We start from the raw sequence: 26,376 nt of genomic DNA on the forward strand, positions 1-26,376 counted from the left end.
GCTTTTTGCTGTGCTTATCTTGCGGCGCTTATATCGCGACTTTTTATGCCGCCAATCATTCAACATCATGAGTACAAATAAAGCGACTTTAATCGGTCTTGTGGCTATTTTTCTCTGGAGCTCAATCGTCGGCCTAATTCGTAGCGTCAGTGAGTATATGGGTGCTACCGGTGGGGCCGCTATGATTTACACGGTCGCTTCGGTGTTATTGCTGTGCTCTGTGGGTTTTGTGCGGCTTAAGGACTTTCCTAAGCGCTATTTAGTTTGGGGAAGTGTGTTATTTGTGGCCTATGAGCTGTGCCTGGCTTTGTCCATTGGCTATGCCTCAAATGCCATACAAGCGATTGAGGTGGGGATGGTGAATTATTTATGGCCCACCTTTACCATTGTGGCAGCGATCCTATTTAATCGTCAGCGAGCCAATCTCTTAATTATCCCCGGTTTTTTAATTTCAATCTTAGGCATCTTCTGGGTTTTGGGGGCTGAGCATGGCGTCGATTTTTACCGCATGCTGAGTAATATTCAGACGAATCCCTTAAGCTACGGTTTAGCTTTTTTAGGCACATTGATTTGGTCGGCTTATTGTGTGGTGACGGCAAGAATGGCGCAGGGGCATAATGGTATTACGCTCTTTTTTATGCTGGTGGCGCTCAGTTTGTGGCTTAAATACGGGCTAGAGGCGAACCAAACCATTCACTTTAGCACTGAGGCATTGATTTATTTGATATTGGCTGCCATTGCCATGGGTTTTGGTTATGCTGCATGGAATGTGGGTATTTTATACGGTAATGTCACTATTCTTGCGGGCGCTTCCTACTTTATCCCTGTGTTATCGGCTGCCTTGTCGATGGTGCTATTACGTACACCGCTCTCATGGACCTTTTGGCAAGGGGCGATCATGGTCTGCGTCGGGGCGATTTTATGCTGGTTAGCTACCGGTGCAGGCAAAAAATTATCGCATGGTCGCGCTGAGGCGCCGGATGAGGGCGAGGCCTCATCCGGATCAAGTCGCTGTTTATAAACACGCTCGAATGACATCATTAATTGCAGGCACCACAGGCTCACGCTGAAATACCTTGAGGTGCGCATGAATGGCGCCTTGACCATGGGTGGGGAGGGCAATTTCAATGATGGCTTGTGGTTGATTGCTGTCTGGGCTAGGTACCGCACCGCTCCAAATATCGGTTGTGCGAGGACGTACATAAGCGCTTTGCTGATAGGCTTTGAGCTTGTCATTTAAGCACATGGCTAGGACTTCAGGTACTTTGTCGGTGCCTTGATCGAAGGTACGTACATACGTTTCATTGCCCACAGTCTGGGTACCGAATGAGCCACACGCCGTGAGTAATAAGCCGCTAGCTAAGGCAACTGCCGGTAATAATCGTTTTTTCATAAATATCATGCTCCAAATCGTAAAAATACAGTGCCCCTAAGGCACAATGCCTTCCACGCGCTGCCCCACCTGAATATGATGACGCTCAAACCAGCCCTGATTTACCTCTAAGGCAAATTGTGCCGGTGCAGTGGAGCAAACACTACGCTCATCAAGCGCTTGCATATCGAAAATCTCAATAATAGTGGCATCTTTATCCAGATAAGCAATGCTAAGCGGGATGTAGGTATTACGCATCCAAAAGCAGAGGCGCTCTGCTTGCTCAAACACAAAGAGCATACCGCGCTCCTCCGCCATAACATGGCGATGCATTAAACCACGTTGACGGCTTTGATTGGTAGCGGCAATCTCCACTTCTAAGGTACTGTTGCCAAGCCGTAGCAGTTGCGTTGGTAGTTGAGGCGCTGACTCAGTAGTGGCAGCTTGGCTTGTGGCTGGCATCAGCACGCTAGCCAGCATTAGACTAAGACTAAAGAAGAGGGGTTTAATATATCGCATTGACCGCCGACCTATTCCTTTGTAAATTAATCCTAAGTTCAACCACATAACTTGAATTATTCGTGTTTAGACTTCATTTTAAACATCGTATTAAGATAATAGACTACTCTAGTATTTATCGCTTGTTAATTATCGGTGCCGATTTGATTTTTAATTTAGAAAATGTCGACCAATACAGAAATTTACCACGCAGCTAAAAAGCAAAAAGCCAAGCTTAAGCCACCATCTTTTTATCAGGTTTTGATGCATAACGATGATTACACCACCACGGATTTTGTGGTGGAGGTGTTACAGCGGTTTTTTGCCTTAGATATTGAGCGTGCGGTGGCCATTATGCTTAAAGTACATCATGAGGGTAAGGCAGTGTGTGGCGTCTTTAGCCGTGATATTGCCATGACCAAGGTTGAATTGGTTAGGGATTATGCTAGGCAGCATGAGTATCCCTTGCGTTGCAGCTGTGAACCGGTTTAAATAAACGAGTAGCATAGTCAGTAGGTAGCCCTACGTCGACTCAATTTACAGAGGTATATATATGATTTCCCAAGAACTCGAAGTGACGATTCACCTAGCCTTTGTCTCGGCTCGTACGCAACGTCATGAGTTCGTGACAGTTGAGCATTTGCTACTGGCCTTATTGGATAATAATGAGGCGCTTGAGGCTTTGCACGCTTGCCACGCCAATATCCCTTTATTGCAAAAGCAATTACGCAGCTTTATTGAGGATAATACACCCACGCTACCCGAGGGGGATAGCACGGATGCGCAGCCTACGCTTGGCTTTCAGCGGGTGATTCAACGAGCGGTGATGCATGTCAATGCGGTCCAGGGCTCTGCCGCCGATAAAGCCAGACGTCAGGTCACCGGAGCGCATATTTTGGTGTCTTTGTTTTCTGAAAAGGATGCGCATGCGGTTTATTTCTTGCAAGAGCAGGAGATTAATCGCATTGATATTATCGAGTTCCTATCGCACGGCCAAAGCAAGGATAAAGCGAGCAAGGATCCAGCATCGCAGGCCAATGCGCAGGAGGGAGCGGGGGCAGCTGAGGAGGAACAAAGCACGCCCTTGCAGCAGTGGGCGGTTGATTTAAACGAGCTGGCCGAGCAGGGTAAGCTGGATCCGGTATTGGGGCGTGAGCATGAACTCGATAGAGTGGTGCAGGTGCTATGTCGTCGTCGCAAGAATAATCCGCTACTCGTGGGTGAGGCTGGCGTCGGTAAAACGGCCATTGCCGAGGGCTTGGCACAGCGTATTGTCGCTGCCAAGGTACCCGAGATTTTAAAAAGCGCCAAAATTTACTCGCTTGATATGGGTTCCTTGCTTGCTGGCACTAAGTACCGCGGTGATTTTGAGCAACGTATTAAGTCTTTGCTCAAGCAATTAGAGACGATTGATAATTCTATACTCTTTATTGACGAGATTCACACCATGATTGGTGCCGGTTCGACCTCTGGCAGCACCATGGATGCCAGTAATTTACTTAAACCCGCCTTGTCTTCAGGTAAGTTGCGCTGCATGGGTGCGACTACGTACAAGGAGTATCGCGGTATCTTTGCAAAGGATCACGCCTTATCACGCCGCTTCCAAAAAGTTGACGTGGTTGAGCCTACACCTGAGGAAACCATTGATATTCTCAAGGGCTTAAAAACACGCTTTGAGGATTATCACGAAATTCGTTATAGCCAAGCAGCGATTGAAGCGGCGGTGGAGTTATCCGTGCGCTATTTAAATGATCGCTATTTACCGGATAAAGCCATTGATGTGTTGGATGAAGCCGGTGCCGCTCAGCGCCTATTGCCTAAATCACGCCAGAAAAAGCTCTTAGGTAAGGCCGAGGTGGAAGCCACGATCGCTAGCATGGCACGAATTCCGGTGGCTGCTGTTTCTAATGATGAGCGAGCGAAGTTGCAGGGCTTGGAGTCTGAGCTTAAATCGACGATTTTTGGTCAGGACGATGCAATTGTGGCCCTGGTTTCAGCAATGAAGATGGCGCACTCGGGTTTAGGTAGAGAGGATAAACCAATTGGTTCATTTCTATTTAGCGGTCCAACCGGTGTGGGTAAGACTGAGGTGACTAAGCAACTCGCTCAGAGTTTAGGCATTGAGCTGATACGTTTCGATATGTCTGAGTATATGGAAGCACATGCGGTATCACGCTTAATCGGTGCGCCTCCGGGCTATGTGGGCTACGATGATGGGGGTTTATTAACCGAGCAGATTAATAAGCATCCACACAGCGTGCTGCTACTTGATGAGATAGAAAAAGCCCATCCAGCCATTTACAACATCCTATTGCAAGTGATGGATCACGGTACCTTGACTGACACCAATGGTCGCAAGGCCGATTTCCGTAATGTGGTGATTGTGATGACGACTAACGCCGGTGCGCAGCATCTTAGTAAACGCAGTATCGGTTTTGCTGAGAGCTCGCAGCAGGGTGATGAGATGCAGGAGATTAATCGCACCTTTACACCGGAGTTCCGTAATCGTTTAGATGCCATTATTTCCTTTGCACCGCTAGACCGCGACATTATTCTGCGGGTGGTTGATAAGTTCTTAATTGAGCTTGAGCAGCAGTTACGCTTAAAGCAGGTTGAGGTGGTGTTTAGTGATCGATTGCGAGAGTATTTGGCGCAGCATGGCTTTGACCCGCAAATGGGGGCTCGTCCAATGCACCGCCTGATTCAGGATAAGATCCGCCGCGCCTTGGCTGATGAGTTGCTTTTTGGTCATTTGGAAAATGGCGGTTATGTCAGCGTGGATATTGATGAGGAGGCCAAGGTATTGCTTGATTTTGAGCAGCCAAAAGTCAAACGACGCAAAAAGGCCGAAGTCGTCGATTAGTAGAGGCGTTTAGAAGCTACCCGGTTATTTGTTTTAGGGCATCTAACCGGGTATTTTTGTTTTTAAAGGCTTATAATTTCTATCTATTCAATTATTTTAATTTTGTCTTATACCATGAAAAAACAATTCCTTAGCACGCTCTTAGCATTCAGCCTAGCTGGCGCCGTCAATGCAGAGGTGGTCGTTGGGGTGACTGTCTCTAGCACGGGTCCAGCGGCTGCCATCGGTATTCAATCGCATAATGCGATTAAATTATGGCCTGACACCCTAGGGGGTGAAGCGGCGCGTTATATTGTGTTGGATGATGCGACGGACGTGAGTAAGGCGGTGCGCAATGTACGCAAACTGACGTCTGAAGATGGTATTGACTTACTGGTAGGGCCTAATATTACCGCTGGTGCCTTGGCCATTTTAGATGTGCTGGTGGAAACTAAAACCCCGATGATTTCTTTGGTTGGCTCTGGTTCCGTGGTGCAGCCGGTGAATGAAGGCGGGCGTGAGTGGGCCTACAAAATGTCGCAAAATGATAACCTCATGGCCCAAGCCTTGGTAGAGGATATGCAAAAGCGCGGCTTTAAAACCATTGGCTATATTGGCTACGCTGATGCCTATGGCGATAGTTGGTGGCGTGAGTTTTCCGCAGCAGCCGACGGCAAGCTTGAAATCGTTGCTCGAGAAACTTATCAGCGTACTGATAGCAGTACCATGGGACAGGTGTTAAAGTTGCTCAGCGCTAAGCCAGATGCGATTTTGATTGCCGGTGCTGGTACGCCCACAGTGTTGCCGCAAAAGACCTTAAAAGAGCGTGGTTATGAGGGTCAAATTTATCAAACACATGGTATTGCCACACCTGAATTTTTGCAGGTAGGTGGTGCCGTGGTTGAGGGTACCTTATTCCCTACTGGCCCCAGTGTGGTGGCCCGTACGCTACCGGACGAGCATCCAGCAAAGCAAAAGGCCTTAGACTTTGCTGAAACTTACGAGGCAAGCTATGGTGAGGGTACCGCTACGCAGTTTTCCAGCGACGCGTGGGGCGCGTGGGTGCTAGCGGATTCCGCTGTGGCGCGCACCTTGGCCGAGGGCTTAAAGCCTGGTACCACAGCTTTCCGTGAGGCCTTACGTCAACAATTAGAGCAGACTAAGGATTTAATTGTACCCACTGGTGTGTTAAATGTGACGCCACAGGACCATCAGGGTTTTGATGCACGTGCAGTGGTGATGGGCCAGGTCAAAGACGGTCAATTTGTGTACGCCGAATAGCTCATTCGACACCACGGTATTGTTGCGTTACTTAGTAGAGGCAGAGGGTTGTTGACTTTCTGCCTTTGCTTTTTTGGAACGTAGGGTGATGGAGACGATTTCTGATTCTACCCCAATACGCACGGGTAAGCCGCCCCATAAGCCTGCCCCTCGACTAAGGTAGAGGTACATATCGCCAATGTGATAAAGCCCCATCAAATAGCCTTGATTCGCCATTTTAGTGACTAGATTCAGCCCCAGTAGTTGGCCGCCATGGGTATGCCCTGAGAGCTGTAGACTCACGCCTTTAGCGGCATGGCGCTTGGCGTCAGCGGGGCGATGACTCATGAGAATAATCATATCCTCAGCACTAGTCCCCTTAAGGGCTTTATCAATATCCGGCATCTCTTTGCCAAAGCGCTTGGCCACCGGATCCGTAATGGCGGCAAGCACTATTTCATCACTGCCACGGACAATGCGCACATTTTCATTGATTAATACCGGTAAAAACAGCTCTTCTTTAAAGGTTGTTAGCCATTCGTCTAGGCCTGAATAATACTCATGATTGCCTAAGGAGATCCACACCCCATCTTTGGCAGTGATGCTCTTAAAGGGGCGAATATCGCGGTGACGGTGTTGCGGGGTACCGTCAATTAAATCACCAGTGATTAGGATTAAGTCAGGATTCTCACGCATGGCGATTCTCAGTGTTTCCTCAAGCCATGATTCCGGCAGTAAGCGACTGGCATGGAGATCGGTGAGATGCACCACCTGATAACCATCAAAGGCGGGGGGCAGTTTATCAAACTCTAATTCCAGATGGGTGACATTGGGAAAACTCACCGCACGCCACACACCGACAGCACACACAAAGGTTGAAAACATCAACATAAAGCTGCTGTTGAGCGGTGATAAGAGTGCACGTCGCACTCGCTCACCTTTATCGAGGGTATAGCTTAAAGCCAGCAGGGTGTCGCGCAACAGTAAGGCAATGGCCAACACCATCATGGAAGCATAGGTCCAACCCATGGTCATGACGATCCAAGCGGGTAACTCTGGCGCCGCTAAGCCGCCGGGGAGCAGTTTTTGGATAAGGTGAATCTGAGACGCAAGCAGTACGATGCCCGCATAGCTCAGCTTAAACCACCAACGTAGCGGCAGTGGGCGTATCAGACGTATATAAATATAAATAAAAAGCAGTAGACCAACGAGGTGAATTAACATTTACATCCTTTTGATAGATTGCTTTGCTGCTTTGCTAATTGCTTTTTTAGCGGCGCTTTTGCGGACAGCGGGGTGTGGTAGCTTGTCTTTGAACTCGCACAGATCACTAATCCCACATTGCCAACATTTGGGTGAGCGTGCCGTACAAACGTAGCGGCCATGTAAAATTAACCAATGATGCGCATCCAATAAAAACTCCTTAGGTACCAGGCGCAGTAAGCGTTGCTCCACTTCCAATACGTTTTTGCCTTTGGCAATGCCTGTACGGTTGGAAACTCTGAAAATATGCGTGTCCACCGCCATTGCAATCTCGGAAAAGGCCGTATTAAGCACCACATTGGCGGTTTTACGACCTACGCCCGGCAAGGACTCAAGGGCAGCACGATCATTAGGTACTTCACTGCCATATTGCTCAACTAGAATCTTGGCGGTGGCTAGGGCATTTTTCGCTTTAGTTTTGTAGAGTCCAATGCTTTTAATGGCTTCAGTAAAGCGCTCTAGGCCCATATCCAATAGGTCTTGTGGGGTTTTGACGGTAAGGAATACTGGTTCCATCGCCTTATTAACCGAGACGTCGGTGGCTTGTGCTGATAGTAATACCGCAATTAATAATTGAAAATTATTGTGGAATACCAACTCAGTGGTGGGTTTAGGATTGGCAGCACGAAAACGCTCAAAAATTGCTTGACGTTTTTGTTTATTCATCAGTTCTTATCGTTTGAAGTAGCAATTGCGTTACGGCGTGCCCGTGCTTTAGCTAGGGCAGCGGCAATGGCAGCTTGCTTGGGGTCAGTACGCTCATCTGTCTTGCTGACGGTGTTAGCGAGTTGGGCAGGGCGACTTTGATTTAGACTGCGTGCAGCGGCGGTGGCTAAGCGCTGTTGCTCTGCAGCGGCTTCTTTTTCAAGGCGCGCCTCTCGTGCTTGGTAATGTTGCCAAGCGGCGCTTGCATCGTCCTGGGTCCATTGGCGCTGAGCCGGCACCATGCTAATACAGTCGACAGGACAGGGGGCAACACAGAGTTCACAGCCGGTACAGCGTGAAGCCATAATCGTATGCATGTATTTATTCGCACCAACAATGGCATCGACTGGACAGGCCTGGATACAGAGGGTACAGCCGATGCAATGACGTTCCTCAATCCGTGCTAGTTGCAATGGCACATGTTCGCCGCATTCCTCCGTATTTAGAGGTAGCGTAGGGCGAGACAAGAGTGCGGCTAGTGCAGCAATGCCGGCTTCACCCCCTGGCGGGCAGCGGTTAATTGCCTCGCCCTCTGCAATGGCTGTCGCATAGGGGAGGCAACCGTCATAACCGCACTTGGTGCATTGGGTTTGAGGTAAAACAGAATGAATTTGTGCGACTAATGGATTCATTGCTTTAGCTTGTTTTGCCTCATGATTGTGCGTTTTTAGGGGCGGCTTTATTAGCAGCTGCTGGACTTGTCTTTGTTGCTGCCTTGGTGGCCGTAGTAGACGCTTGGGTGGAGCGTTGAGCTTCAGCCGGAGGCGTGACCGCCGTGCTTGGCGCAGCTTGTGCTGGGGCAGGCGCTTTGGCACTTTGCTCTACACCCTCGAGACTGCCTTGTTTAGCGGTCGGGGTGTTGGAGCTGCTTGCTTTCGTTGCCGCCTCGGCCGTTGCTTTCGCTGTGGCAGTGGCTTTCTTCGCAGCGTCAGCACGGGCGCGCGCCTCAGCCGCTTGGCGTGCTTTTGCTTCGGCAGCAGCCTTTGCTTCAGCCTCAGCTTTCGCCGCAGCCTCTGCCTCTGCTTTTTTCTTGACCTCGGCGGCTGCTAATAACTTAGCTTCGGCCTCGGCTGCTTCAAGCGCCTCTTGCTTGGCTTTTTCAATGGCCTCTTCGCGCTCTCGCACTTTAGCTTGCTCTGCTTCTTTGGCAGCCTTGCTTGCTGCCCGAGCCGCTTGGCGGGCAGCTGCACGCGCTTTGGCCTCATTTTCTCGGCGAATGGCGATTTCTACTTCAGCTCTGAGGCGTGCCAACAGCTGCTCCTCTTCATCAATTTGAGCCTCATGAATAAAGTCTGCAACCACAGGGAAAATATGATTACGCCAACGGCTACCGGAGAAAATACCGTAATGACCGCTGCCCTCAGCCACAAAGGCCTTTTTCTTATCTGCTGGGATATTAGGCGTCAGTTCAAGGGCCGCACTGGTTTGACCGATGCCAGTAATATCATCCAGCTCACCTTCAACCGTCAATAAGGCGGTTGCTTTGATGCTGCTAGGATCGATTAAATGATGACCTACATACCAAGTGCCGTTAGGTAAGGCATGATCTTGGAACACGACTTTGACCGTTTGTAAGTAGAACTCTGCCGGTAAATCACACACGGCATTGTACTCATCATAGAAGGTACGGTGCTTTTCTGCTTCGGGTTCATTACCACGCATTAGATCAAGGTAGTACTCGTGGTAGGACTTCAAATGTAAGCGTGGGTTCATGGCAATAAAGCCCATCAGCTGCATAAAGCCTGGATAGACTAAACGACCATTACCGGGGTAGCGGGGCGGTACGCGCTGAATCATTTGCGTCTCAAACCAAGCGAGCGAATGGCGGTCGGCCAGGTTATTGACAACCGTCGGTGACTCGCGGGTATCAATCGGTCCACCCATTAAGATCATGCTGAGTGGCACGAGTGGGTCATCTTGTTGAGACATGAGGGAAACCGCACCCATCACTGGCACGGCTGGCTGACACACCGCCATCACGTGTACACGCTTATTGATGGAGTGTAAGAAAGAGATTAAATAGTACACATACTCGTCAAGGTCAAAGGCCCCTTGGTTGACTGGTACCGTACGTGCATCCAACCAATCAGTCACATACACATCAAAATCAGTCAACATACGGCGTACGGTGTCGCGCAACAAGGTCGCATGATGGCCTGAGTAAGGCGCCACAATTAGCACAGAAGGATCGCCGCCAGGGTCTTTGGAGGCACTGCGCTTAAAATGCAATAAATTACAGAAGGGCTTATTAACCAAGGTTTCAATGCTTACCTTAGCCATTTCACCGTTAATTTCAACCTCATCAATCCCCCATTCTGGCTTGGCATACTCCTTGCCAAGCCGGTTAAAGAGATCAAAACGTGCAGCAAAGCGACGTGAACCCGGCACATAGGAATAGGGGCTGAAAGGGTTGGTAAAGGTTTCTGCTACTAGTGACGATGCATAGCTCAAAGGCGACAGCATCAGACGATTCATTTCATAGATGTTGTATAGCATGATTGCTCTCTCCAGCGTGTGCCATAAAAGCCGTCAGCACGAGCGCAAGTTGAAGGTGATGATGATAGAACTACCAGTATTTTTCTACAGCTAAGTTGCCTAAATTACCACGGCGACCGGATTTAAATCCTAACTCGCCCAAGCGCTTACGCGCTTCAGTGGTCATGCCTGGATTGCCGCACAGCATAATGCGTGCGACCTCCGGATCCATCGCATGTCCGGCAAGCTCCGCTAACTCACCACTAACAATTAAGTCAGTGAGACGCTTTTGCGGATAGTCTTGATGTGCTTCGCGCGTCGAAATGGCTAAGTAAACAAAACGATCGCCATATCGCTCCTTGACATCTTGTATCAAGTCAGTATAAGCAAATTCATTAATAAAACGAGTACCATGGCATAAAATCACACGATCGAAGCTTTGCCATGTTTTTTCATCGCTCAGCATGGGTAAAAAGGCGGATAAGCCGGTGCCTGTTGACAGTAACCATAAATCGCCGCCTTGAGGGAATTGATCAATGGTTAAAAAGCCAAAGACCGATTTGTCTATATAAATCGTATCACCGGCTTCTAATTCATAAAGACTGGGACTGAACAGACCGTCGGATACCAAGGTGGCAAAGAATTCAAGCTGTTCATCGTCCGGCTGATTTACCATAGAAAACGCACGCCACGTCATATCCGCAGCGGGCGGTGTTTTTTCATCCTCGTCTAAACCCAGGGCTAGACCTAAGCGTGCGTACTGCCCCGGCTTAAAACTGAACTCAGGACTACGTGTGGTTTTAATTGAGAAAAGTTTGCCTGGAACCCAGATCTTTTTATCTACAACAGTCTGGACGGTATAAGGTAAATCAGAAACTTCAGTCATTGCGATGTCATTATCTTTCTAAATATTGTAGTTTATTCTCAACCCCGTTCCACTCGTCCGCATCAGGCAAGGGCTCACGGGTACGGGTAATGGAGGTAAATAAGGGCGTCAACTCAGCGTTTAACTGGATAAAGTGGACTTGATCCTCAGGCACATCCTCCTCCGCAAAAATTGCATTTGCCGGACACTCGGGGACACAGACGGCACAGTCAATGCACTCATCAGGATCAATCACTAAGAAGTTAGGACCCTCTAAGAAACAGTCCACAGGACAGACGTCCACACAGTCGGTGTATTTACACTTAATACAGTTTTCAGTTACTACATGTGTCATGATGAAGACAACTCCAAATAAAATCGGGCGATAAAAGTGCACCCTTTAGAATTACGTTATTTTAACCAATCCTAAGCACTGAAGTGTTGAAAACCCTTTACTGTGATAATGTATTGAATAATTGCGCTTTTTATCGGATATGAAATGATTATTAATTCATTATTGGACACGGATTTATATAAATTCAGCATGATGCAGGTGGTGTTACATCAGTTCCCTGCTGCTCATGCAGAGTATCGTTTCAAGTGTCGTAACGACAATGTGAATTTACGTCCCTACATTGATGAGATCCGAGAGGAGGTCAGGCATTTATGCAGCCTGCGTTTTAAGCAAGATGAGCTAGATTATTTGCGCAGTTTACGCTTTATTAAGTCGGATTTTGTGGATTTTCTCGGCTTGTTCCAACTCTCCGAGCGTCATTTCTTTATCGGCGAGGGCGACTCACCTAATGAAATTTCAATTGAGGCAAAGGGACCTTGGTTACATACCATCCTTTTTGAGATCCCCGTTCTTGCCATTGTAAACGAGGTTTATTTTCGTAATCACTACCCAAGCATGGATTTGGCGGAGGGGCGGCGGCGTCTACAAAGTAAAATTGAGCAGGTGCATGCCTTTGACCCAGAAGCGGCGTTTTTCCGAGTCGCGGAGTACGGTACACGGCGTCGTTTTTCTCGTGAATGGCATTATGAAGTGGTCAGAACCCTGCGTGAGCAGATGGGTCAATGCTTTGTGGGTACCAGCAATGTGCTATTGGCGCGTGAATATGATACCTTGCCCTTAGGTACTATGGGGCATGAGTATTTGCAGGCGTGTCAGGCATTGGGACCGCGCTTACGTGATTCGCAGATATTTGCTTTTGAGCGTTGGGCTCGAGAGTATCGTGGTGACCTAGGGATTGCCTTATCCGACGTTTATGGTTTAGATGCGTTTTTACGTGATTTTGATCTCTATTTTTGTAAGCTCTTTGACGGAGCGCGGCATGATTCAGGCGACCCCTTTGAATGGGGTGAGCGCATGCTGGCTCACTATCAATCGCATCGTGTAGACCCTAAAAATAAGTCCTTAATTTTTTCCGATGGTTTGGATATCCCTTTAGCCATGAAAATTGCCGAGCGCTTTAAGGATCGCTGCAAAACCTCCTTTGGTATTGGCACGAATTTGACGAATGATATGGGCGTGCCGGCCTTACAGATTGTGATGAAGATGGTGCGTTGCAATGGTCAACCGGTGGCTAAAATTTCCGATGAGCCTAGCAAAACCATGTGTGATGATCCAGCCTATTTGGCCTATTTACGGCATGTATTTAATATGCCGACACCCGATGAGGCTGCCACCATCGCAAGAGATCCAGGTTAAGTGCCTAGTTTGAGATAAGTGCCATCAGGGTGGCGCCGATTTCCTCAGCCTGAGCGACTTGCGCTACACCGAGTTGCTTGGGCGCTAGGATTTGCGCTTGGCTTGCTGCCGCTGTGTTTAGGATAATGGCAGGCACCGCCTCATTTAAGCGCCATCCTCTGCAGATACGTTGTAGTTGCTTCAGCGCAGCCGTGCCATCCGTACCCGCAGCGATAATGGCACTATAGTAGCGCCCCTCGATCTGCCCCAGTAGTGGATAGTAGTAATGGTCAAAAAACTCTTTCATTTGACCGCTTAAGCTAGCGAGATTTTCTGGTGCACAAAATAAATAGGCGTGCGCACTGAGTAGCTCCGCCAAGCTCACCTCAGCCGCCTTTTTTACGAGCACTTGGTACGGCGTATCATCCATACTCGCTAACTCATCAATCAATGCCTCAGCGGCTGCCGCTGCCGCCTTTGCCGCCTGTTCGGAGGCGCCCGTGCGGCTGTGCCAAATAATGAGTAGCGTTTTATGTTTAGTTTGCATCGGCAACTCCATGCTAAGGGGCAGTGTGATGAAATATCAAAGCCTTTTCAATAATCTCGGTTGCAACGAGTGTAAGCGGTACAATAGTTATCATGGTAATGCACTACCGCCATGGTTAATGACCCTGGTGCATAAGTATATAGCCTAAGTTTATCAATCCTTATTGTAGACTGATGGCTTGCAGTAGCAAACTACATTCATTGATCCATTTTTTAAGTAATCTACATGATTAAAAAAGTGCTTGCAGGTGAGGATGACCACCATTTTAGTGAGTCTTGGTTAAGCCCTATTTATGAAGACTTGACTGAGGAAGACGCAGCGAAACTACGGCTGGCGATTGAGTGGGCTGAAAAGCATCTCACTGGCAAGTCCATGTTTACGACTGAGCCTTGTGTGCGTCATGCCAAAGGCGTATTGCACTCCTTATCCTTGTTGCAAATGGATGTGACCTCAATGATTGCCGGTATCTTGGCTTCATTGCCGAGCGAGCCGGATCCAAAGCAAGCACACGAGATTCGCCAAGAAATTTTGGCGCTTTTTGGGCTAGAGGTGCTGAATTTAGTCCAAGGCACTCGTACCTTAATTCGTATTGGGGCTCAAGCCACGCTAGCTGAAAAAAAAGACAGTGAGCAAGTGCAGGATCAGCAGGAGATGTTGCGTAAGATGCTGCTGGCTCTGGCTAGTGATTTGCGCATTGTCATCTTGCGTTTGGCTTCACGCCTACAGACCTTACGTTGGTATAGTGATTCCAAGCGGCCATGTCCACTGATATTGGCTCAACAAACGCGTGATATTTATGCTCCCTTAGCTAATCGCTTGGGGATCTGGCAGATTAAATGGGAGCTAGAAGATCTTTCCTTCCGTTTTTTAGAGCCGGCAATTTATCGTGATATTGCCAATAAATTAGAGGTGCGCCGGACTGAGCGTGAGGAATTGGTGCAGCGCTTTATTGATAAGCTCAATACCAATCTGCAGCAGCTTAATATTCATTCTGAAGTGACGGGGCGAGCGAAGCACATCTACAGTATTTACAATAAAATGCGCAATAAAAATCTCTCGTTCGAGGAGATTTATGATTTACAGGCGATACGTATTATCACCGAGACCGAGCGTGATTGTTATACCGTATTATCATTGACGCATTCATTGTGGACCCCGGTGATGGATGAGTTTGATGACTATATCGCCCGTCCTAAACCCAATGGTTATCGCTCTCTGCATACGGTGGTGCAGGACGAAAGCGGACGTAATTTTGAAGTGCAAATTCGCACCCACGAAATGCATCAGTTTGCCGAATACGGTATGGCAGCACATTGGCGCTACAAGGAATCCGGCGCCAAAGGGGGCGAAACCACGGCATCTAGTCTTTACGATCGGCAGATTTCTTGGATGCGGCAGTTATTGTCGTGGCGTCGTGAAGAGGGTATTTCTGAACAAGAGGCCACGCAGTTACAAGAGCAGGTCTTGGCGGCAGGTGATACGGACGAGGTGCTGTCGCTTGAGCCTGCGGCAAGCACTAGCTGTACGGCAAAGGCAGCCACCACCGATACCCCTAAAAGTAAAGAGGCCAAGCCAGTTAAGGCAACGCTTGACAAAGACAGCGAAGCGCCTGAGGCGGCGCCGGCACGGATTTATGTACTAACTCCGCAAGCACGAGTGATTGAGTTGCCTGAGGGAAGTACGCCGGTTGACTTTGCCTATCGCTTGCATACTGATTTAGGGCACCGTTGCCGGGGCGCCAGGGTCGACGGCCAGCTAGTGTCTCTTAATACGCCTTTACAAACCGGGCAAACGGTGGAGATTATAGCGGCTAAATCAGGTGGTCCTTCACGCGATTGGTTAAATCCGCAATTGGCTTATCTGGCCAGTCCGAGAGCCCGTGCCAAAGTGCGTCTTTGGTTTAATGCCATTGAATTGCAAAAACGCATTGTGAGCGGTCAGGAATTGGTTGAAAAGGAATTGCAGCGTCTCGGCAAGACCGCCACCAATCTTGAGCACTTAGCTGAAAAGCTGGGCTTTAGCCAAGCTGAGGATCTCTTTGTGGCGGTGGCAAAGGATGAGTATAGCCTTAGAAATATCGGCTTAGCCTTTACCGAGCCTGAAGCGGTGGGACCAGATGATGAGGTGCTAGCGCGACTCCAATATAGCCACAGTCAGAGTGATAGTAAAAACGGGGTCTTAGTGGTTGGGGTGGATTCATTGCTGACGCAATTAGCACGTTGTTGCCATCCTGTGCCGCCGGATAAAATTCATGGTTTTATTACCCGTGGTCGTGGTGTGACCATTCACCGTGAGGGCTGCCCAAGTCTTAAGGCTTTGCAACTAAAGTATCCAGAGCGAATTATTGAGGTAGATTGGGGTAATACGGCGGACCGTATTTACCCGGTCAATATCGCCGTGAGCGCCTCCGATCGTCCTGGTTTGATTCGAGATATTACCGAGCTTTTTGCTAAGCACAAAATGAATGTTGCCGCTTTAAATACACAAAGCCGTCAAGGGGTGGTGAATTTATTATTTACCGTTGAGATTAAAGACGGTGAGCAAGTGCCTAAGGTTGTGAATGCCATTGCGGAAATGCCTGAAGTGCATTCTGTGAATCGTTCTTAGTCTGAAATATCTTCGGGCAATTTAGGTTAAAATCAAGAGTTTATATGAATACGATGAATCTGCGGAGGTCTCTTGAGAGAGTATAACTATCCTGATGAATCAGGACATTTCGGGCGGTTTGGCGGTCGTTTTGTGGCCGAGACCTTAGTGCACGCCTTGGATGAACTAAAGGAAGCCTATGCTAAATACAAGGATGATCCCGATTTTCTAGCTGAATTTCATTATGAATTAAAGCATTTTGTCGGTCGTCCTAGCCCCGTGTACCACGCTAAGCGCTGGTCAGAGATCTTGGGTGGTGCGCAAATCTGGTTCAAACGTGAGGATTTAAATCACACCGGAGCGCATAAGATTAATAATTGTATCGGTCAGATTTTACTCGCCCGTCGTATGGGCAAGACGCGCATTATCGCTGAGACTGGTGCTGGTCAGCACGGCGTCGCTACCGCTACCGTTGCCGCTCGTTATGGCTTAGAATGCGTGGTCTATATGGGCGCCGAGGATGTACGTCGGCAAGCGCTTAACGTCTACCGCATGAAGCTGTTAGGCGCTACTGTGGTGCCTGTCGATAGCGGTTCCAAGACGCTTAAGGATGCCTTAAACGAAGCCATGCGTGACTGGGTGACCAATGTCGATAATACTTTCTATATTATCGGTACGGTTGCTGGCCCCATGCCTTATCCAGAGATGGTGCGTGATTTCCAATGCGTGATTGGGCGTGAAGCGATTGAGCAGATGCAGGAAGCGGCTGGTCGTCAGCCCGACGTGGTGACAGCGGCTGTGGGTGGCGGTTCGAATGCGATCGGTATTTTCCATCCCTACCTGAGTAATGAGCATGTGCGCTTAGTCGGGGTTGAGGCAGGCGGTAAGGGGGTCGATACCAAGCTCCATTCAGCCTCGATTAATGCGGGGCAAGTTGGTGTGCTGCATGGTAATCGCACCATGGTGATTCAGGATGAGAATGGTCAGGTACAAGGCACCCATTCTATTTCGGCGGGTTTAGACTATCCCGGCGTGGGCCCTGAACATGCCTTATTAAAAGAGCTTGGTTTGGCGAGTTATGAAATCGTTAATGACGACGAAGCCATTCAGGCTTTCCACGATTGTTGTGCGATTGAGGGCATTATTCCGGCTTTAGAGTCTTCGCACGCATTAGCGTATGCGGTGCGTATCGCACCGCAAATGGCGCAGAATCAGATCATTTTGGTGAATTTATCTGGTCGTGGCGACAAGGATATTCACACCGTTGCCGACTATGGCAATATCCAGTTGTAGTAGGGGCAATACATGTCTATTAAACGAATTGATGAGGCTTTTGCACGTTGTGGTGAGCGCACGGCATTAATCCCTTTTATTACTTGCGGTGACCCGAGTGCTGAAGCCACGCTAGCGATGATGCATGCGATGGTTAAAAGTGGCGTGGATGTGATTGAATTGGGTGTGCCTTTTTCCGATCCAATGGCTGACGGTAAGGTGATTCAATTAGCCACCGAGCGGGCGATTGCTAATGGCATGACGCTTAAGGGAGTGATTGAGGTGGTGCGCCGGTTCCGTGAGGATAATCAGCATACGCCTATTGTGTTTATGGGTTACGCTAATCCGATTGAAGCGATGGGCTGGGAGCAATTTACGCAAGCGGCAGCAGAGGCTGGTGTGGATGGTGTGCTAATCGTGGATTATCCACCTGAGGAGTTCGCTGAGGTAGCGCCTTATTTTGAAGCAGCTGAGTTGGCACCAATTTTCTTGATCGCACCGACCTCTACGGATGAGCGTATTAAAAAGGTCGGTGAAATTGCCAAGGGTTATGTATACTATGTGTCACTTAAGGGGGTGACAGGCTCCGGCGCTTTAGATACGGATGATGTTAAAATCAAGGTTCAAAATATCAAGCGCTTTGTTAATATTCCCGTCGGTGTGGGCTTCGGGATACAGGACGTTGACAGTGCTCGCGCCATTGCTGCCGTGGCAGATGCGGTGGTGATTGGTAGTAAGTTAATTACGACCGTACAGGATGCACTAGCGGGACAAGCTGAGGAGCGTCATGCCGAGTTGGCAGCTGCCGCTGCCGGCGCTTGGTTAGCCGATATTCGCCAAGGCCTTGATACATTTGAAAAAGAGTAATATTCATGAGTTGGTTAGATAAGATTTTACCCCCGCGAATTAATCGCGAAGATAAAAATACTAAACGCGTCCCCGAGGGTGTTTGGGTTAAGTGTCCAAGCTGTGACTCGGCACTTTATAGTGATGAGCTAAAAAAGGCCCTGAATGTGTGCCCTAATTGTGGTCACCATATGCGTCTTAATGCCCGTGCCCGGATTGATTCTTTATTGGATCCCGAGGGCAGGGTAAAGATTGGTGAGCATTTACGCTCCGCCGATCCGCTGAAGTTTAAGGACTCTCGCCGCTATACCGAGCGTCTTAGTGAAGCGGTTAAAGACACCAAGGAAAGTGATGCGCTGGTGGTAGTGGGTGGCACCATTATGCGGATGCCGGCAACCCTTGCTTGTTTTGAATTCGGCTTTATGGGCGGTTCAATGGGCTCGGTGGTGGGTGAGCTATTTGTGCGCGGGGTCCAGCATGCGATTGAAAATCGCACTGCCTTTGTCTGTGTCAGTGCCTCCGGTGGGGCGCGTATGCAGGAGAGCTTGTTTTCGCTCATGCAAATGGCCAAGACTAATGCGATGCTAACTCGTTTGTCTGAGGCTGGTTTACCTTTTATCAGCATTCTGACCGATCCGACCATGGGTGGTGTGTCCGCTAGCTTTGCGTTTATGGGTGATGTGGTGCTGGCTGAGCCTAATGCTTTGGTGGGTTTTGCTGGTCCACGGGTGATTGAGCAGACAGTGCGTGAGCAATTGCCTGAGGGCTTCCAGCGTGCCGAGTTCCTGCTGCAAAAGGGTGCCTTAGATATGGTGGTGCATCGTAAGGAGATGCGCGAAACAGTTGCCCATCTGATTGCTTTATTAACCCAAAAGTCTGAACAGGCAGTGGGCGAATAGCCCGTCATTTTTTGTACGGATAGTGTAAAGGCCGGGATGCTTGTGTATCTCGGCCTTTTTAGTTTGTTCAGGGAGATTGGTAAAGCGTTTGGCTTGGAAGAGACTTATCAGCAGCCGCAGCCTCCATAGCCCCTAAATTTGCAGAATAATAATTCCCATCACAATGATCGCCACGCCAGTGATGCCTTGTCTGCCTAAGCGCGACTTAAAGAGGATGCGATCAATGGCGACGGTACCTAAAATACCCAAGCTGCCCCAAACAGCATAGGCGATGCCCAGAGGAATATAACGTACGACAAAACTCAGTAAAACAAAGGCCAAGATAATAAAGATAATACTGCCTGCGGCCCAGACTTTTTTCTTAAAGCCTTTGGAGCGTTTAACGCAATAATTGGCGAGGAGATCGAGCGTCACGGATCCTAATAATAAAGAGGCGGGAATAATCATAGCGCCACCTCCGTGCTTGTGGATTGTTCTGCTGATGGTTTTGCTTTACTAGCGCTTTCATCCGCTGTGCTATCAAAGGTGATAAGCATGAGTCCTAGCATCATTAAGCCAATGGCAATAATCTCTTTGAGATTAAGGTACTCGCCAAAGAGCATTATACCCGCCATGGTCGTTAAGCTTAAGCCCAAGCCCTCCCAAATGGCGTAAGAAACGGCCAGTGGAATGCGCACGACGGCACGGGAAAAGGCATAAAAGGAAAATGAAATCATGGCCACCATCAAGGGGTAACCAAGGAGCGGCGAACTTAGGGATGCATACTTCATGCCAATAGTACTAATTACCTCTGCCACGATTGCCAGAAATAACATGAGCCAATAATACATGTGAACCTCGTTTAGACGTCGCTTTTTGCTGTGATGGTACACGCCATAAGCGTCTTGTAATTGCAATACGTCTGAATTGTTAACTAGATGGTGTGTTAATGACGATTAAACACACAAAGGGAAGACAACTAAGAGGAAGGAATTGACGCTATCGGCCGCCGCGCCAGCCGATTTCGTAGAAATGGTGATGTTGAAGAAAGGGTGTAGAGAATTGAGGAACGATGCTTAAAAAAGACATAAAAAAGTTTCAGGAACCATTCGTGGTGGCAATTATAGCATGGATTCTATTCAAAGAAGGATGTCGCTGCTACATCGATGATTTCTGAAAACAATAAGCACTCCCTTAACTTAACACTAGCGCACATACGGCCTCTCTAAACTGGTGTATTCATTGATTTTGCTCAACGTTTGACAGTGAGTCTAGGGTTTAGAATACAATTGTTAGGGTTAGCCCTAGTCTTTTAATTGTCACGCAGTATTTCTCTTTACAAAAATCTGCCATTGTGATGTATTAGAACGATTAGCGATGGTTTTCGACACAAAATTATGTAGCGCCAATCTTAAGTCCATTGTTGTATTTATTGACTTCATTGCGTCATTTGATTTGCTTACACTATAAACACCTTTGTGTTATTGTGATTTTTCTGTTAGCCTACTTTTCGTTGTTGTTTGAAGTTTTTTGGAGTCCGCTATGAGTCAAACTCAATCTACCAATATCCAGGATCAAAAGACGCTTCAATCAGACGGCAAAAAAGTGTCAGAGTGGAAGCGCTTCTTATTAATGGGCTTTATCGTATTGCCTATTTTTACCTTGCTCCTCATCTGTGCTTATGGTTTTGCGGTTTGGTTCGGGCAAATGCTGTTTTGGGGGCCGCCTGGACCATAAGCAGGAGTTTTTATCGCCGTGTTAATGACGCTTGTGGAGAGCATAGGCGGCGGTTTTCTATTGAGAGTAGATGGGCTCAAAGTTAAGGGGTTGACTCGTCTGCTTTGTCTTTGCACACATAATTAAGGGTAATTTAGCGATGAAAATTATCAAAGCTATATTTCGTGCGATCGCGAATCTATTTCGCTGGATTTACGACTGGTTTACGCGTCCAGCGCGTCGCATTGGTTTAGGATTGTTGGTCACCGGCGGTTTTATTGCTGGGATTGGATTTTGGGCCAGTTTTAATGCCGGCATGAATTACACCAACACCGAGGAATTCTGTATTTCCTGTCATACGATGGGTGATAACTTATTACCAGAGCTTCAAAAGACGGTGCACTGGAAGAATCGTACAGGGGTTCGTGCCTACTGTATGGATTGTCACGTACCACATAGCTTCACGGATAAAGTTGCACGTAAAATGCAAGCCTCACGTGAGGTCTTGAGCCACGTGGTGGGAACTATCGGTACCCGTGAAAAGTTTTTAGAGCACCGTCTCGTCTTGGCGCAACGTGAATGGGCACGTTTCAAGGCAAATAATTCCAAGGAATGTCGTAACTGCCATGACTACGACAGTATGGACTTTGACAAGATGAAGGTTACTTCGCAAATGATGATGCGTAGTGCAGCAGAGCGTAATGCCAGCTGCGTTGATTGTCACCGTGGTATTGCGCACGAATTGCCTGAGATCAAGGGTGCAGGTAACCCCGCCTTTGACTCCTTGTTATCTGAAGCCAGCCATGTGTCGGTCAAAGCGGGCGGTCATTATGTTTCCGTGGTACCACAAAAAATCTACGCAGATCAGACCTTAACTAAGGAAATCGGTTCTATTGAAGTCAGTACGCCTGTCAAAATCTTACAGAACGTTGATGGTGCTTTAGAAGTTGAATTGGATTTGTGGCGTAAAAACAAGGGGCTAGCGCGTGTTTGGTATAACAGCTTCGGTATGAACGTGACCAATGCCATTTTAAATCGTGATGTTCTCAAGGATTCAGATTTTATTGAGGTACTTGAGTCACGCATGGATGAAATGACTGGCTTGGAATGGCAAAAAGTCAGTGCGAGTGTTTGGATTGAGCCCGGTACCTTGTTAAACAGTGTGGAGCCAATTTGGGATATCGCACGTCATAGTTATGACAGCGCATGTAGTGTGTGTCACCGCCAGCCTCAACCTGCGTCGCATGATGCGAACCAATGGCCGGGCCTATTTGCCGGTATGGTGGGTTTCACCAATATGGATAGTGAGACAGCCGACGTGGTGCTTAAGTACTTACAGCTGAATTCTTCTGACTTTGCTACCGCGAGTCAATCAGCGCTTGAGGGTACGATTCAATCTGCGCGTCCATAGGGTTTAGGAGGATTTTTATGTTTACACGTCGTCAATTTATTAAGGGGTTGGCAGCCACTGCGGGTGTGGCTTCAGTGCCTAGTTTTTTACTCGGTTCTTCCATTGTTAAGGCACAAGAAAGCACGACCATGCCTGATGCCAAGTTGGGTCGTTGGCGCTTTTCTGGTGCTCACTGGGGGGCTTTCCGCGCCCGTGTGGTAGCTGACCGTGTGGTTGAAATTAAGCCTTTTGAGTTTGATAAGCACCCGACGCCTATTTTAGATGGCACCATGGATGTGATTTATAGTGCCTCGCGTGTGCGTTATCCTATGGTGCGCTTGGATTGGTATCGTAAGCGTCAACATAGCGATCGTAGTCAACGTGGTGATAATCGTTTTATTCGCGTCAGTTGGGATGAGGCGCTGGATCTGTTGTACGAAGAGCTAGAGCGCATTCAAACCCAATACGGTCCGTGGGCTTTACACATTGCTAACGTCGGTTGGCGTTCGGTAGGTCAGGTACATAGCTGTGGTAACCACATGTTGCGTGCGGTGGGTATGCATGGTCATGGTGTTGGTACCGCAGGTGACTATTCTACTGGGGCTGGGCAGATGATTATGCCCTATATTTTAGGTTCGACCGAGGTTTATTCTCAGGGTACCTCCTGGGATATTATCTTAGAAGAAACGGAGACCTTGATTTTCTGGGCTAGTGACCCGGTGAAGAATTTGCAAGTCGGTTGGAATACCGAAACACACGAGGCCTTTGCCTATCTTGAAAGGCTCAAAGCACGTATTGCCGAGGGCAAGATCAAGGTGATCACGGTTGATCCGGTCAAGAGTAAAACGCAAAATTACCTTGAGTGTGAGCAGCTCTATGTTAATCCAATGACAGATGTGGCCTTGATGTTGGCGATTGCGCATACCCTCTATACCGAAGAGCTGTATGACCGTCAGTTTATTGATGATTACGCTATGGGCTTTGACGACTTTACACCGTATCTGATGGGTAAAACCATTGATATGGTTGAAAAGACGCCAGAGTGGGCTGAAGCGATTTGTGGTGTGCCGGCTGAACGCATCCGTGAATTAGCACGTTTAATGGCCGGTAGTCGCACGCAATTGATGTTTGGTTGGGCTATTCAGCGTCAACAGCATGGTGAGCAACCATATTGGATGGGGGCGATTATTGCCACCATGCTGGGTCAGTTTGGTTTGCCGGGTGGCGGTATTAGTTACTCACACCACTATAGCTCGGTGGGGGTTAACTCCTCCGGTGCCTCAATGCCGGGTAGCTTCCCCTTAAACTTGGATACCGGACGTACGCCAAAGCATAATAGCACCGACTATAAGGGTTATAGTTCAGTGATTCCAGTTGCTCGAGTAGTTGATGCCTTGTTGGAGCCTGGTAAAAAGATCAACTTTAATGGCAATGAGGTGACCTTACCACCTTATAAAATGGCCGTTTTCTCCGGTAGTAACCAGTGGCACCGTCACCAGGATCGTAACCGCATGAAGCGGGCGTATTTAGAGCTGGAGACAGTACTATCAGTAGACTATAACTGGACCGCTACATGTCGTTTTGCCGATATTGTGTTGCCGGCGTGTACCCCCTATGAGCGCAATGACTTAGATGCTTATGGTTCCTACTCGAACCGTGGGATTATTGCGATGCATAAATTAGTCGATCCTTTGTATCACTCCCGTTCCGACTTTGATATTTGGCGTGATTTTGCCCGTCGTATGAATCGCGATATCGAATACAGTCGCAATATGGACGAGATGCAATGGGTGCGTTTCTTGTACGATGAGTGTCGTGCAGAAAATATGCGCAAAGATATCCCGATGCCGCCGTTTGAGGAGTTTTGGGAAACCGGCTATGTGCTGTTTCCAGAAGGGCCGAATTGGGTACGTCATGCCGCCTTCCGCGAGGATCCAGAGGTGAATGCCTTAGGGACACCGTCTGGCTACATTGAAATTTTTAGTCGTCGTATTGCGAGCTACGGTTACGAGGATTGCCCGGGCCATCCGATTTGGATGGAGAAGATCGAGCGTTCGCATGGGGGACCTGGTTCTGACAAGTATCCTTTATGGTTACAGTCGGTGCACCCGGATACGCGCTTGCACTCGCAAACGAATGAATCCGAAACTCGTCGTGCCGTCTATACGGTGCAAGGTCGAGAGCCAATCTATATGGGACCCGAAGATGCGATGGCGCGCGGTCTTAAGTCTGGTGATTTAGTACGGGTATTTAATGACCGCGGCCAATTGCTCGCCGGTTTGGTGGTGTCGCCTAACTTCCCTAAGGGTATTGTACGCATTCAAGAGGGGGCATGGTATGGTCCGACAGGGCCAGAAATCGGCGCCTTGGATACCTACGGTGACCCGAATACCTTGACCCTGGATATTGGTACCTCGCAGTTAGCGCAGGGACCAAGTGCCAATACTTGCTTGGTGGAAGTGGAGTTTTTCCGTGGCGAAGCGCCGCCAGTCACTTCTTTCGGTGGTCCGATTGAGGTCGATATCCATGGTAACCCAGTGGAGCGACAGCCGGAGCCGGAAGAGGAGAAAGCGCTTTAAGCCTTGTCTTAGGGCGTGTAATGGCTCCTGCGTCGTCAGGAGCCTTACAGGTCAAGCCTTTCGCTATTAGTACTTAATTACTAAAAGGCTGCACAAGTGGCGCAGCCTTTTGTGACTGAAGCATTCAATTACATTATCCGCTAACAACAGGCTGGATTTTCTATTTTTACGCTAAGCAAATGATGGATTTAGAGCTAGAACAACACTGGAAACAAATCAACCAACAACGCGCCGCTTTTTATGGCTGGTTTGCTGGCGCTTTTGCGAGCGAGTTATCAAAACAGGCCTTTGCCTTTTATAGCAGCGCACAGCTAGATAGCTTATTGGCAGTGCTTGAGCATATTGGTTTCGAGCAGGAAGTGGCACGCTTGCAAGCTTTTACCTCAACACTTGAGGGAACAGAGGATGAGCGCATTGAGCTAATGGCGGATTTTGCCTCCTGCTTTTTGTTGGATAGTCGTCAATCCGCCTTACCCTATGCCTCCTATTATTTGAGTGAAGAAAAGTTGCTTTACGGCGAAGCCAATCAGCGCATGAGTGATTTTTTACAAGGGAATCAGTTGCAGTTGCACGAGGATTTCAGAGAACCGGCTGATCATTTGGTGGTTTATTTGGCGGTGATGGCGGATTGGTGTAGCGAGGTGGCCGAGTTAAACGATCCGCACGAGATTGAACGTCAGGTCAATGAGCAGTATGAATTCCTCAGCGAGGCCTTGCTTTCTTGGTTGCCGCAGTGGGCAGAACGGCTCGAACAAATTCCACATTTGCGTTATACCTTTTATCCTGCCATGGGTCAGTTACTCTTAAGCTATGTGCGTGCTGATGCCCAAGCCATGCGTTATGAGCCTGCGAATGAGCAAGCGCTGACTGAAGACGATACAGCAGTTTCAGCCTCCCCGAGTCACAAGCAGACCCTCCACTAATCGTGGCAAAGGCATTATTAAAGGCACAAGACCTGAGTCTTAGGCGCCGAGACCGATTGCTTTTTGAGCAGCTATGCTTTGAGATTTACCCGTCGCAGCTGTGGCATCTACGTGGCCCGAACGGTAGTGGTAAAAGCTCCTTATTGGATGTTTTAGTCGGTTTAACGAGCGCTGATAGCGGTGAGGTGCTTTGGTATGAAGCAGGCGCTCAAGCGTCCCGGGACGGTGTTTTTGCTCCGGCTCTCGCAAGGCGCCGTGCGTGCTTTCACTATTGCCGTCAACAAACGGCGGTGAATCTGAGGTTGAGCGTGCGTGAGAATATCGAGCGACAAGCCCTGTGGGCTAATAGTCGCTTCTCGACAGCACAACTTTTGACGTGGGCTGAGGAAGTGGAGCTGTTAGCACTGTTAGATGAGCCGGCTGCCTTCTTATCCCAAGGTCAAAAAAAGCAAATCGCCTTAGCGCGACTGCGTTTATTTGGACAACGGGCTTTGTGGCTTCTGGATGAGCCGTTTAATTCCCTGGATCAGCTAGCGGTTGAGCGTCTTGAACATTGGATAGCTGAGCATATCGCTACCGGTGGGGCGGCCATTTTGGTGAGTCACACCGAGCAATGTCAGACCTTGCCGGTGCATACATTGCGGTTATCGGGCACGGTATGAGAGAGGG

Annotated in this window: 24 protein-coding genes and 1 pseudogene; 14 read left to right on the forward strand and 11 right to left on the reverse strand. The window is 48.6% G+C overall.

Going from position 1 to position 26,376, the window contains the following annotated elements; all coding sequences use genetic code 11:
- Positions 1-64 precede the first annotated feature (64 nt).
- The gene (yddG, locus tag A3GA_RS11520) at positions 65-1,021 is read left to right on the forward strand and encodes an aromatic amino acid DMT transporter YddG (protein WP_081606605.1); all 957 of its coding nucleotides are present in this window, start codon (positions 65-67) and stop codon (positions 1,019-1,021) included.
- On the opposite strand, the gene A3GA_RS0108420 is transcribed toward yddG, so the two are convergent.
- Positions 1,016-1,393: a hypothetical protein gene (locus A3GA_RS0108420; RefSeq protein WP_018026959.1), complete on the reverse strand. Its 378-nt coding sequence runs from the start codon at positions 1,391-1,393 to the stop codon at positions 1,016-1,018. The genes yddG and A3GA_RS0108420 overlap by 6 nt on opposite strands.
- A 36-nt stretch (positions 1,394-1,429) precedes the next feature.
- Positions 1,430-1,891: a DUF192 domain-containing protein gene (locus A3GA_RS0108425; protein WP_018026960.1), complete on the reverse strand. Its 462-nt coding sequence runs from the start codon at positions 1,889-1,891 to the stop codon at positions 1,430-1,432.
- A gap of 162 nt (positions 1,892-2,053) precedes the next feature.
- Between A3GA_RS0108425 and clpS the strand changes: the two genes are divergently transcribed.
- The 3 genes from clpS (at position 2,054) to A3GA_RS0108440 (ending at position 5,993) form a co-directional block, all read left to right on the forward strand.
- Positions 2,054-2,362 (forward strand): ATP-dependent Clp protease adapter ClpS, encoded by a 309-nt coding sequence (gene clpS, locus A3GA_RS0108430; protein ID WP_018026961.1) that lies wholly within the window; start codon positions 2,054-2,056, stop codon positions 2,360-2,362.
- A gap of 61 nt (positions 2,363-2,423) precedes the next feature.
- Entirely contained in the window at positions 2,424-4,733 is a 2,310-nt protein-coding gene (clpA, locus tag A3GA_RS0108435; RefSeq protein ID WP_018026962.1) for an ATP-dependent Clp protease ATP-binding subunit ClpA, read from the forward strand.
- A gap of 114 nt (positions 4,734-4,847) precedes the next feature.
- The gene (locus A3GA_RS0108440) at positions 4,848-5,993 is read left to right on the forward strand and encodes an ABC transporter substrate-binding protein (RefSeq protein WP_040614223.1); all 1,146 of its coding nucleotides are present in this window, start codon (positions 4,848-4,850) and stop codon (positions 5,991-5,993) included.
- A 27-nt stretch (positions 5,994-6,020) separates the two neighbouring features.
- Here the strand turns inward: A3GA_RS0108440 and A3GA_RS0108445 are convergent, their stop codons facing one another.
- The 6 genes and pseudogenes from A3GA_RS0108445 to fdxA all read right to left on the reverse strand — a co-directional run bounded on the left by A3GA_RS0108445 (position 6,021) and on the right by fdxA (position 11,635).
- Positions 6,021-7,196, reverse strand: a complete 1,176-nt coding sequence (locus tag A3GA_RS0108445; protein WP_018026964.1) for a metallophosphoesterase — start codon at positions 7,194-7,196, stop codon at positions 6,021-6,023.
- Positions 7,197-7,901 (reverse strand): endonuclease III, encoded by a 705-nt coding sequence (gene nth / locus A3GA_RS0108450; RefSeq protein WP_018026965.1) that lies wholly within the window; start codon positions 7,899-7,901, stop codon positions 7,197-7,199.
- The gene (rsxB, locus tag A3GA_RS0108455) at positions 7,901-8,572 is read right to left on the reverse strand and encodes an electron transport complex subunit RsxB (RefSeq protein WP_018026966.1); all 672 of its coding nucleotides are present in this window, start codon (positions 8,570-8,572) and stop codon (positions 7,901-7,903) included. The genes nth and rsxB overlap by 1 nt, the downstream gene beginning before the upstream one ends.
- A gap of 643 nt (positions 8,573-9,215) precedes the next feature.
- Positions 9,216-10,436 (reverse strand): annotated as a pseudogene (locus A3GA_RS11525) (polyhydroxyalkanoate depolymerase); the annotation flags it as partial.
- Between the two features lie 70 nt (positions 10,437-10,506).
- Positions 10,507-11,301: a ferredoxin--NADP reductase gene (locus A3GA_RS0108465; protein ID WP_018026968.1), complete on the reverse strand. Its 795-nt coding sequence runs from the start codon at positions 11,299-11,301 to the stop codon at positions 10,507-10,509.
- A gap of 10 nt (positions 11,302-11,311) precedes the next feature.
- A complete protein-coding gene (fdxA, locus tag A3GA_RS0108470) occupies positions 11,312-11,635 on the reverse strand; it encodes a ferredoxin FdxA (protein WP_026156897.1) in 324 nt (107 codons plus the stop codon).
- A gap of 144 nt (positions 11,636-11,779) precedes the next feature.
- Between fdxA and pncB the strand changes: the two genes are divergently transcribed.
- Positions 11,780-12,991, forward strand: coding sequence for a nicotinate phosphoribosyltransferase (gene pncB, locus A3GA_RS11530; RefSeq protein WP_018026970.1), 1,212 nt, complete (start codon positions 11,780-11,782; stop codon positions 12,989-12,991).
- A 4-nt stretch (positions 12,992-12,995) separates the two neighbouring features.
- Here the strand turns inward: pncB and A3GA_RS0108480 are convergent, their stop codons facing one another.
- A complete protein-coding gene (locus A3GA_RS0108480; RefSeq protein ID WP_018026971.1) occupies positions 12,996-13,517 on the reverse strand; it encodes an NAD(P)H-dependent oxidoreductase in 522 nt (173 codons plus the stop codon).
- A gap of 225 nt (positions 13,518-13,742) precedes the next feature.
- Here A3GA_RS0108480 and A3GA_RS0108485 point away from each other — a divergent pair, with 225 nt between their 5' ends.
- From A3GA_RS0108485 to accD, 4 genes are all read left to right on the forward strand, one after another.
- Positions 13,743-16,124, forward strand: a complete 2,382-nt coding sequence (locus A3GA_RS0108485) for a RelA/SpoT family protein (RefSeq protein WP_018026972.1) — start codon at positions 13,743-13,745, stop codon at positions 16,122-16,124.
- A gap of 72 nt (positions 16,125-16,196) precedes the next feature.
- Positions 16,197-17,396: a tryptophan synthase subunit beta gene (trpB, locus tag A3GA_RS0108490; protein WP_018026973.1), complete on the forward strand. Its 1,200-nt coding sequence runs from the start codon at positions 16,197-16,199 to the stop codon at positions 17,394-17,396.
- A gap of 12 nt (positions 17,397-17,408) precedes the next feature.
- Entirely contained in the window at positions 17,409-18,242 is an 834-nt protein-coding gene (gene trpA / locus A3GA_RS0108495) for a tryptophan synthase subunit alpha (protein ID WP_018026974.1), read from the forward strand.
- A 5-nt stretch (positions 18,243-18,247) separates the two neighbouring features.
- Positions 18,248-19,120, forward strand: a complete 873-nt coding sequence (accD, locus tag A3GA_RS0108500) for an acetyl-CoA carboxylase, carboxyltransferase subunit beta (protein WP_018026975.1) — start codon at positions 18,248-18,250, stop codon at positions 19,118-19,120.
- Between the two features lie 132 nt (positions 19,121-19,252).
- Here accD and A3GA_RS0108505 read toward each other — a convergent pair whose 3' ends face one another.
- On the reverse strand, positions 19,253-19,567 hold the full coding sequence (locus tag A3GA_RS0108505) for a DMT family transporter (protein WP_018026976.1): 315 nt from the start codon (positions 19,565-19,567) through the stop codon (positions 19,253-19,255).
- A complete protein-coding gene (locus A3GA_RS0108510) occupies positions 19,564-19,950 on the reverse strand; it encodes a DMT family transporter (RefSeq protein ID WP_018026977.1) in 387 nt (128 codons plus the stop codon). The genes A3GA_RS0108505 and A3GA_RS0108510 overlap by 4 nt, the downstream gene beginning before the upstream one ends.
- 691 nt (positions 19,951-20,641) lie before the next feature.
- Here A3GA_RS0108510 and A3GA_RS11535 point away from each other — a divergent pair.
- From A3GA_RS11535 to ccmA, 5 genes are all read left to right on the forward strand, one after another.
- Positions 20,642-20,836 carry a periplasmic nitrate reductase, NapE protein gene (locus tag A3GA_RS11535; RefSeq protein WP_018026978.1) on the forward strand — a complete coding sequence of 65 codons (195 nt, stop codon included), beginning with the start codon at positions 20,642-20,644 and terminating at the stop codon, positions 20,834-20,836.
- A 139-nt stretch (positions 20,837-20,975) separates the two neighbouring features.
- Positions 20,976-22,226: a pentaheme c-type cytochrome TorC gene (gene torC, locus A3GA_RS0108520; RefSeq protein ID WP_018026979.1), complete on the forward strand. Its 1,251-nt coding sequence runs from the start codon at positions 20,976-20,978 to the stop codon at positions 22,224-22,226.
- 17 nt (positions 22,227-22,243) lie between these two features.
- Entirely contained in the window at positions 22,244-24,784 is a 2,541-nt protein-coding gene (gene torA, locus A3GA_RS0108525) for a trimethylamine-N-oxide reductase TorA (RefSeq protein WP_018026980.1), read from the forward strand.
- Between the two features lie 179 nt (positions 24,785-24,963).
- Positions 24,964-25,707: a molecular chaperone TorD gene (gene torD, locus A3GA_RS0108530; RefSeq protein WP_244264056.1), complete on the forward strand. Its 744-nt coding sequence runs from the start codon at positions 24,964-24,966 to the stop codon at positions 25,705-25,707.
- A 2-nt stretch (positions 25,708-25,709) separates the two neighbouring features.
- The gene (ccmA, locus tag A3GA_RS0108535) at positions 25,710-26,369 is read left to right on the forward strand and encodes a heme ABC exporter ATP-binding protein CcmA (RefSeq protein ID WP_113062171.1); all 660 of its coding nucleotides are present in this window, start codon (positions 25,710-25,712) and stop codon (positions 26,367-26,369) included.
- The last annotated feature ends 7 nt before the right edge of the window (positions 26,370-26,376 follow it).

Source organism: Oligella urethralis DSM 7531, from assembly GCF_000372065.1.
Lineage (GTDB): Bacteria > Pseudomonadota > Gammaproteobacteria > Burkholderiales > Burkholderiaceae_B > Oligella > Oligella urethralis.

Coding starts and splice junctions, on each gene's coding strand:
- A3GA_RS0108420 (WP_018026959.1), bottom strand. CDS start 1,393: ATGAAAAAACGATTATTACCGGCAGTTGCCTTAGCTAGCGGCTTATTA.
- A3GA_RS0108425 (WP_018026960.1), bottom strand. CDS start 1,891: ATGCGATATATTAAACCCCTCTTCTTTAGTCTTAGTCTAATGCTGGCT.
- clpS (WP_018026961.1), top strand. CDS start 2,054: ATGTCGACCAATACAGAAATTTACCACGCAGCTAAAAAGCAAAAAGCC.
- clpA (WP_018026962.1), top strand. CDS start 2,424: ATGATTTCCCAAGAACTCGAAGTGACGATTCACCTAGCCTTTGTCTCG.
- A3GA_RS0108440 (WP_040614223.1), top strand. CDS start 4,848: ATGAAAAAACAATTCCTTAGCACGCTCTTAGCATTCAGCCTAGCTGGC.
- A3GA_RS0108445 (WP_018026964.1), bottom strand. CDS start 7,196: ATGTTAATTCACCTCGTTGGTCTACTGCTTTTTATTTATATTTATATA.
- nth (WP_018026965.1), bottom strand. CDS start 7,901: ATGAATAAACAAAAACGTCAAGCAATTTTTGAGCGTTTTCGTGCTGCC.
- rsxB (WP_018026966.1), bottom strand. CDS start 8,572: ATGAATCCATTAGTCGCACAAATTCATTCTGTTTTACCTCAAACCCAA.
- A3GA_RS0108465 (WP_018026968.1), bottom strand. CDS start 11,301: ATGACTGAAGTTTCTGATTTACCTTATACCGTCCAGACTGTTGTAGAT.
- fdxA (WP_026156897.1), bottom strand. CDS start 11,635: ATGACACATGTAGTAACTGAAAACTGTATTAAGTGTAAATACACCGAC.
- pncB (WP_018026970.1), top strand. CDS start 11,780: ATGATTATTAATTCATTATTGGACACGGATTTATATAAATTCAGCATG.
- A3GA_RS0108480 (WP_018026971.1), bottom strand. CDS start 13,517: ATGCAAACTAAACATAAAACGCTACTCATTATTTGGCACAGCCGCACG.
- A3GA_RS0108485 (WP_018026972.1), top strand. CDS start 13,743: ATGATTAAAAAAGTGCTTGCAGGTGAGGATGACCACCATTTTAGTGAG.
- trpA (WP_018026974.1), top strand. CDS start 17,409: ATGTCTATTAAACGAATTGATGAGGCTTTTGCACGTTGTGGTGAGCGC.
- accD (WP_018026975.1), top strand. CDS start 18,248: ATGAGTTGGTTAGATAAGATTTTACCCCCGCGAATTAATCGCGAAGAT.
- A3GA_RS0108505 (WP_018026976.1), bottom strand. CDS start 19,567: ATGATTATTCCCGCCTCTTTATTATTAGGATCCGTGACGCTCGATCTC.
- A3GA_RS0108510 (WP_018026977.1), bottom strand. CDS start 19,950: ATGTATTATTGGCTCATGTTATTTCTGGCAATCGTGGCAGAGGTAATT.
- A3GA_RS11535 (WP_018026978.1), top strand. CDS start 20,642: ATGAGTCAAACTCAATCTACCAATATCCAGGATCAAAAGACGCTTCAA.
- torC (WP_018026979.1), top strand. CDS start 20,976: ATGAAAATTATCAAAGCTATATTTCGTGCGATCGCGAATCTATTTCGC.
- torA (WP_018026980.1), top strand. CDS start 22,244: ATGTTTACACGTCGTCAATTTATTAAGGGGTTGGCAGCCACTGCGGGT.
- torD (WP_244264056.1), top strand. CDS start 24,964: ATGATGGATTTAGAGCTAGAACAACACTGGAAACAAATCAACCAACAA.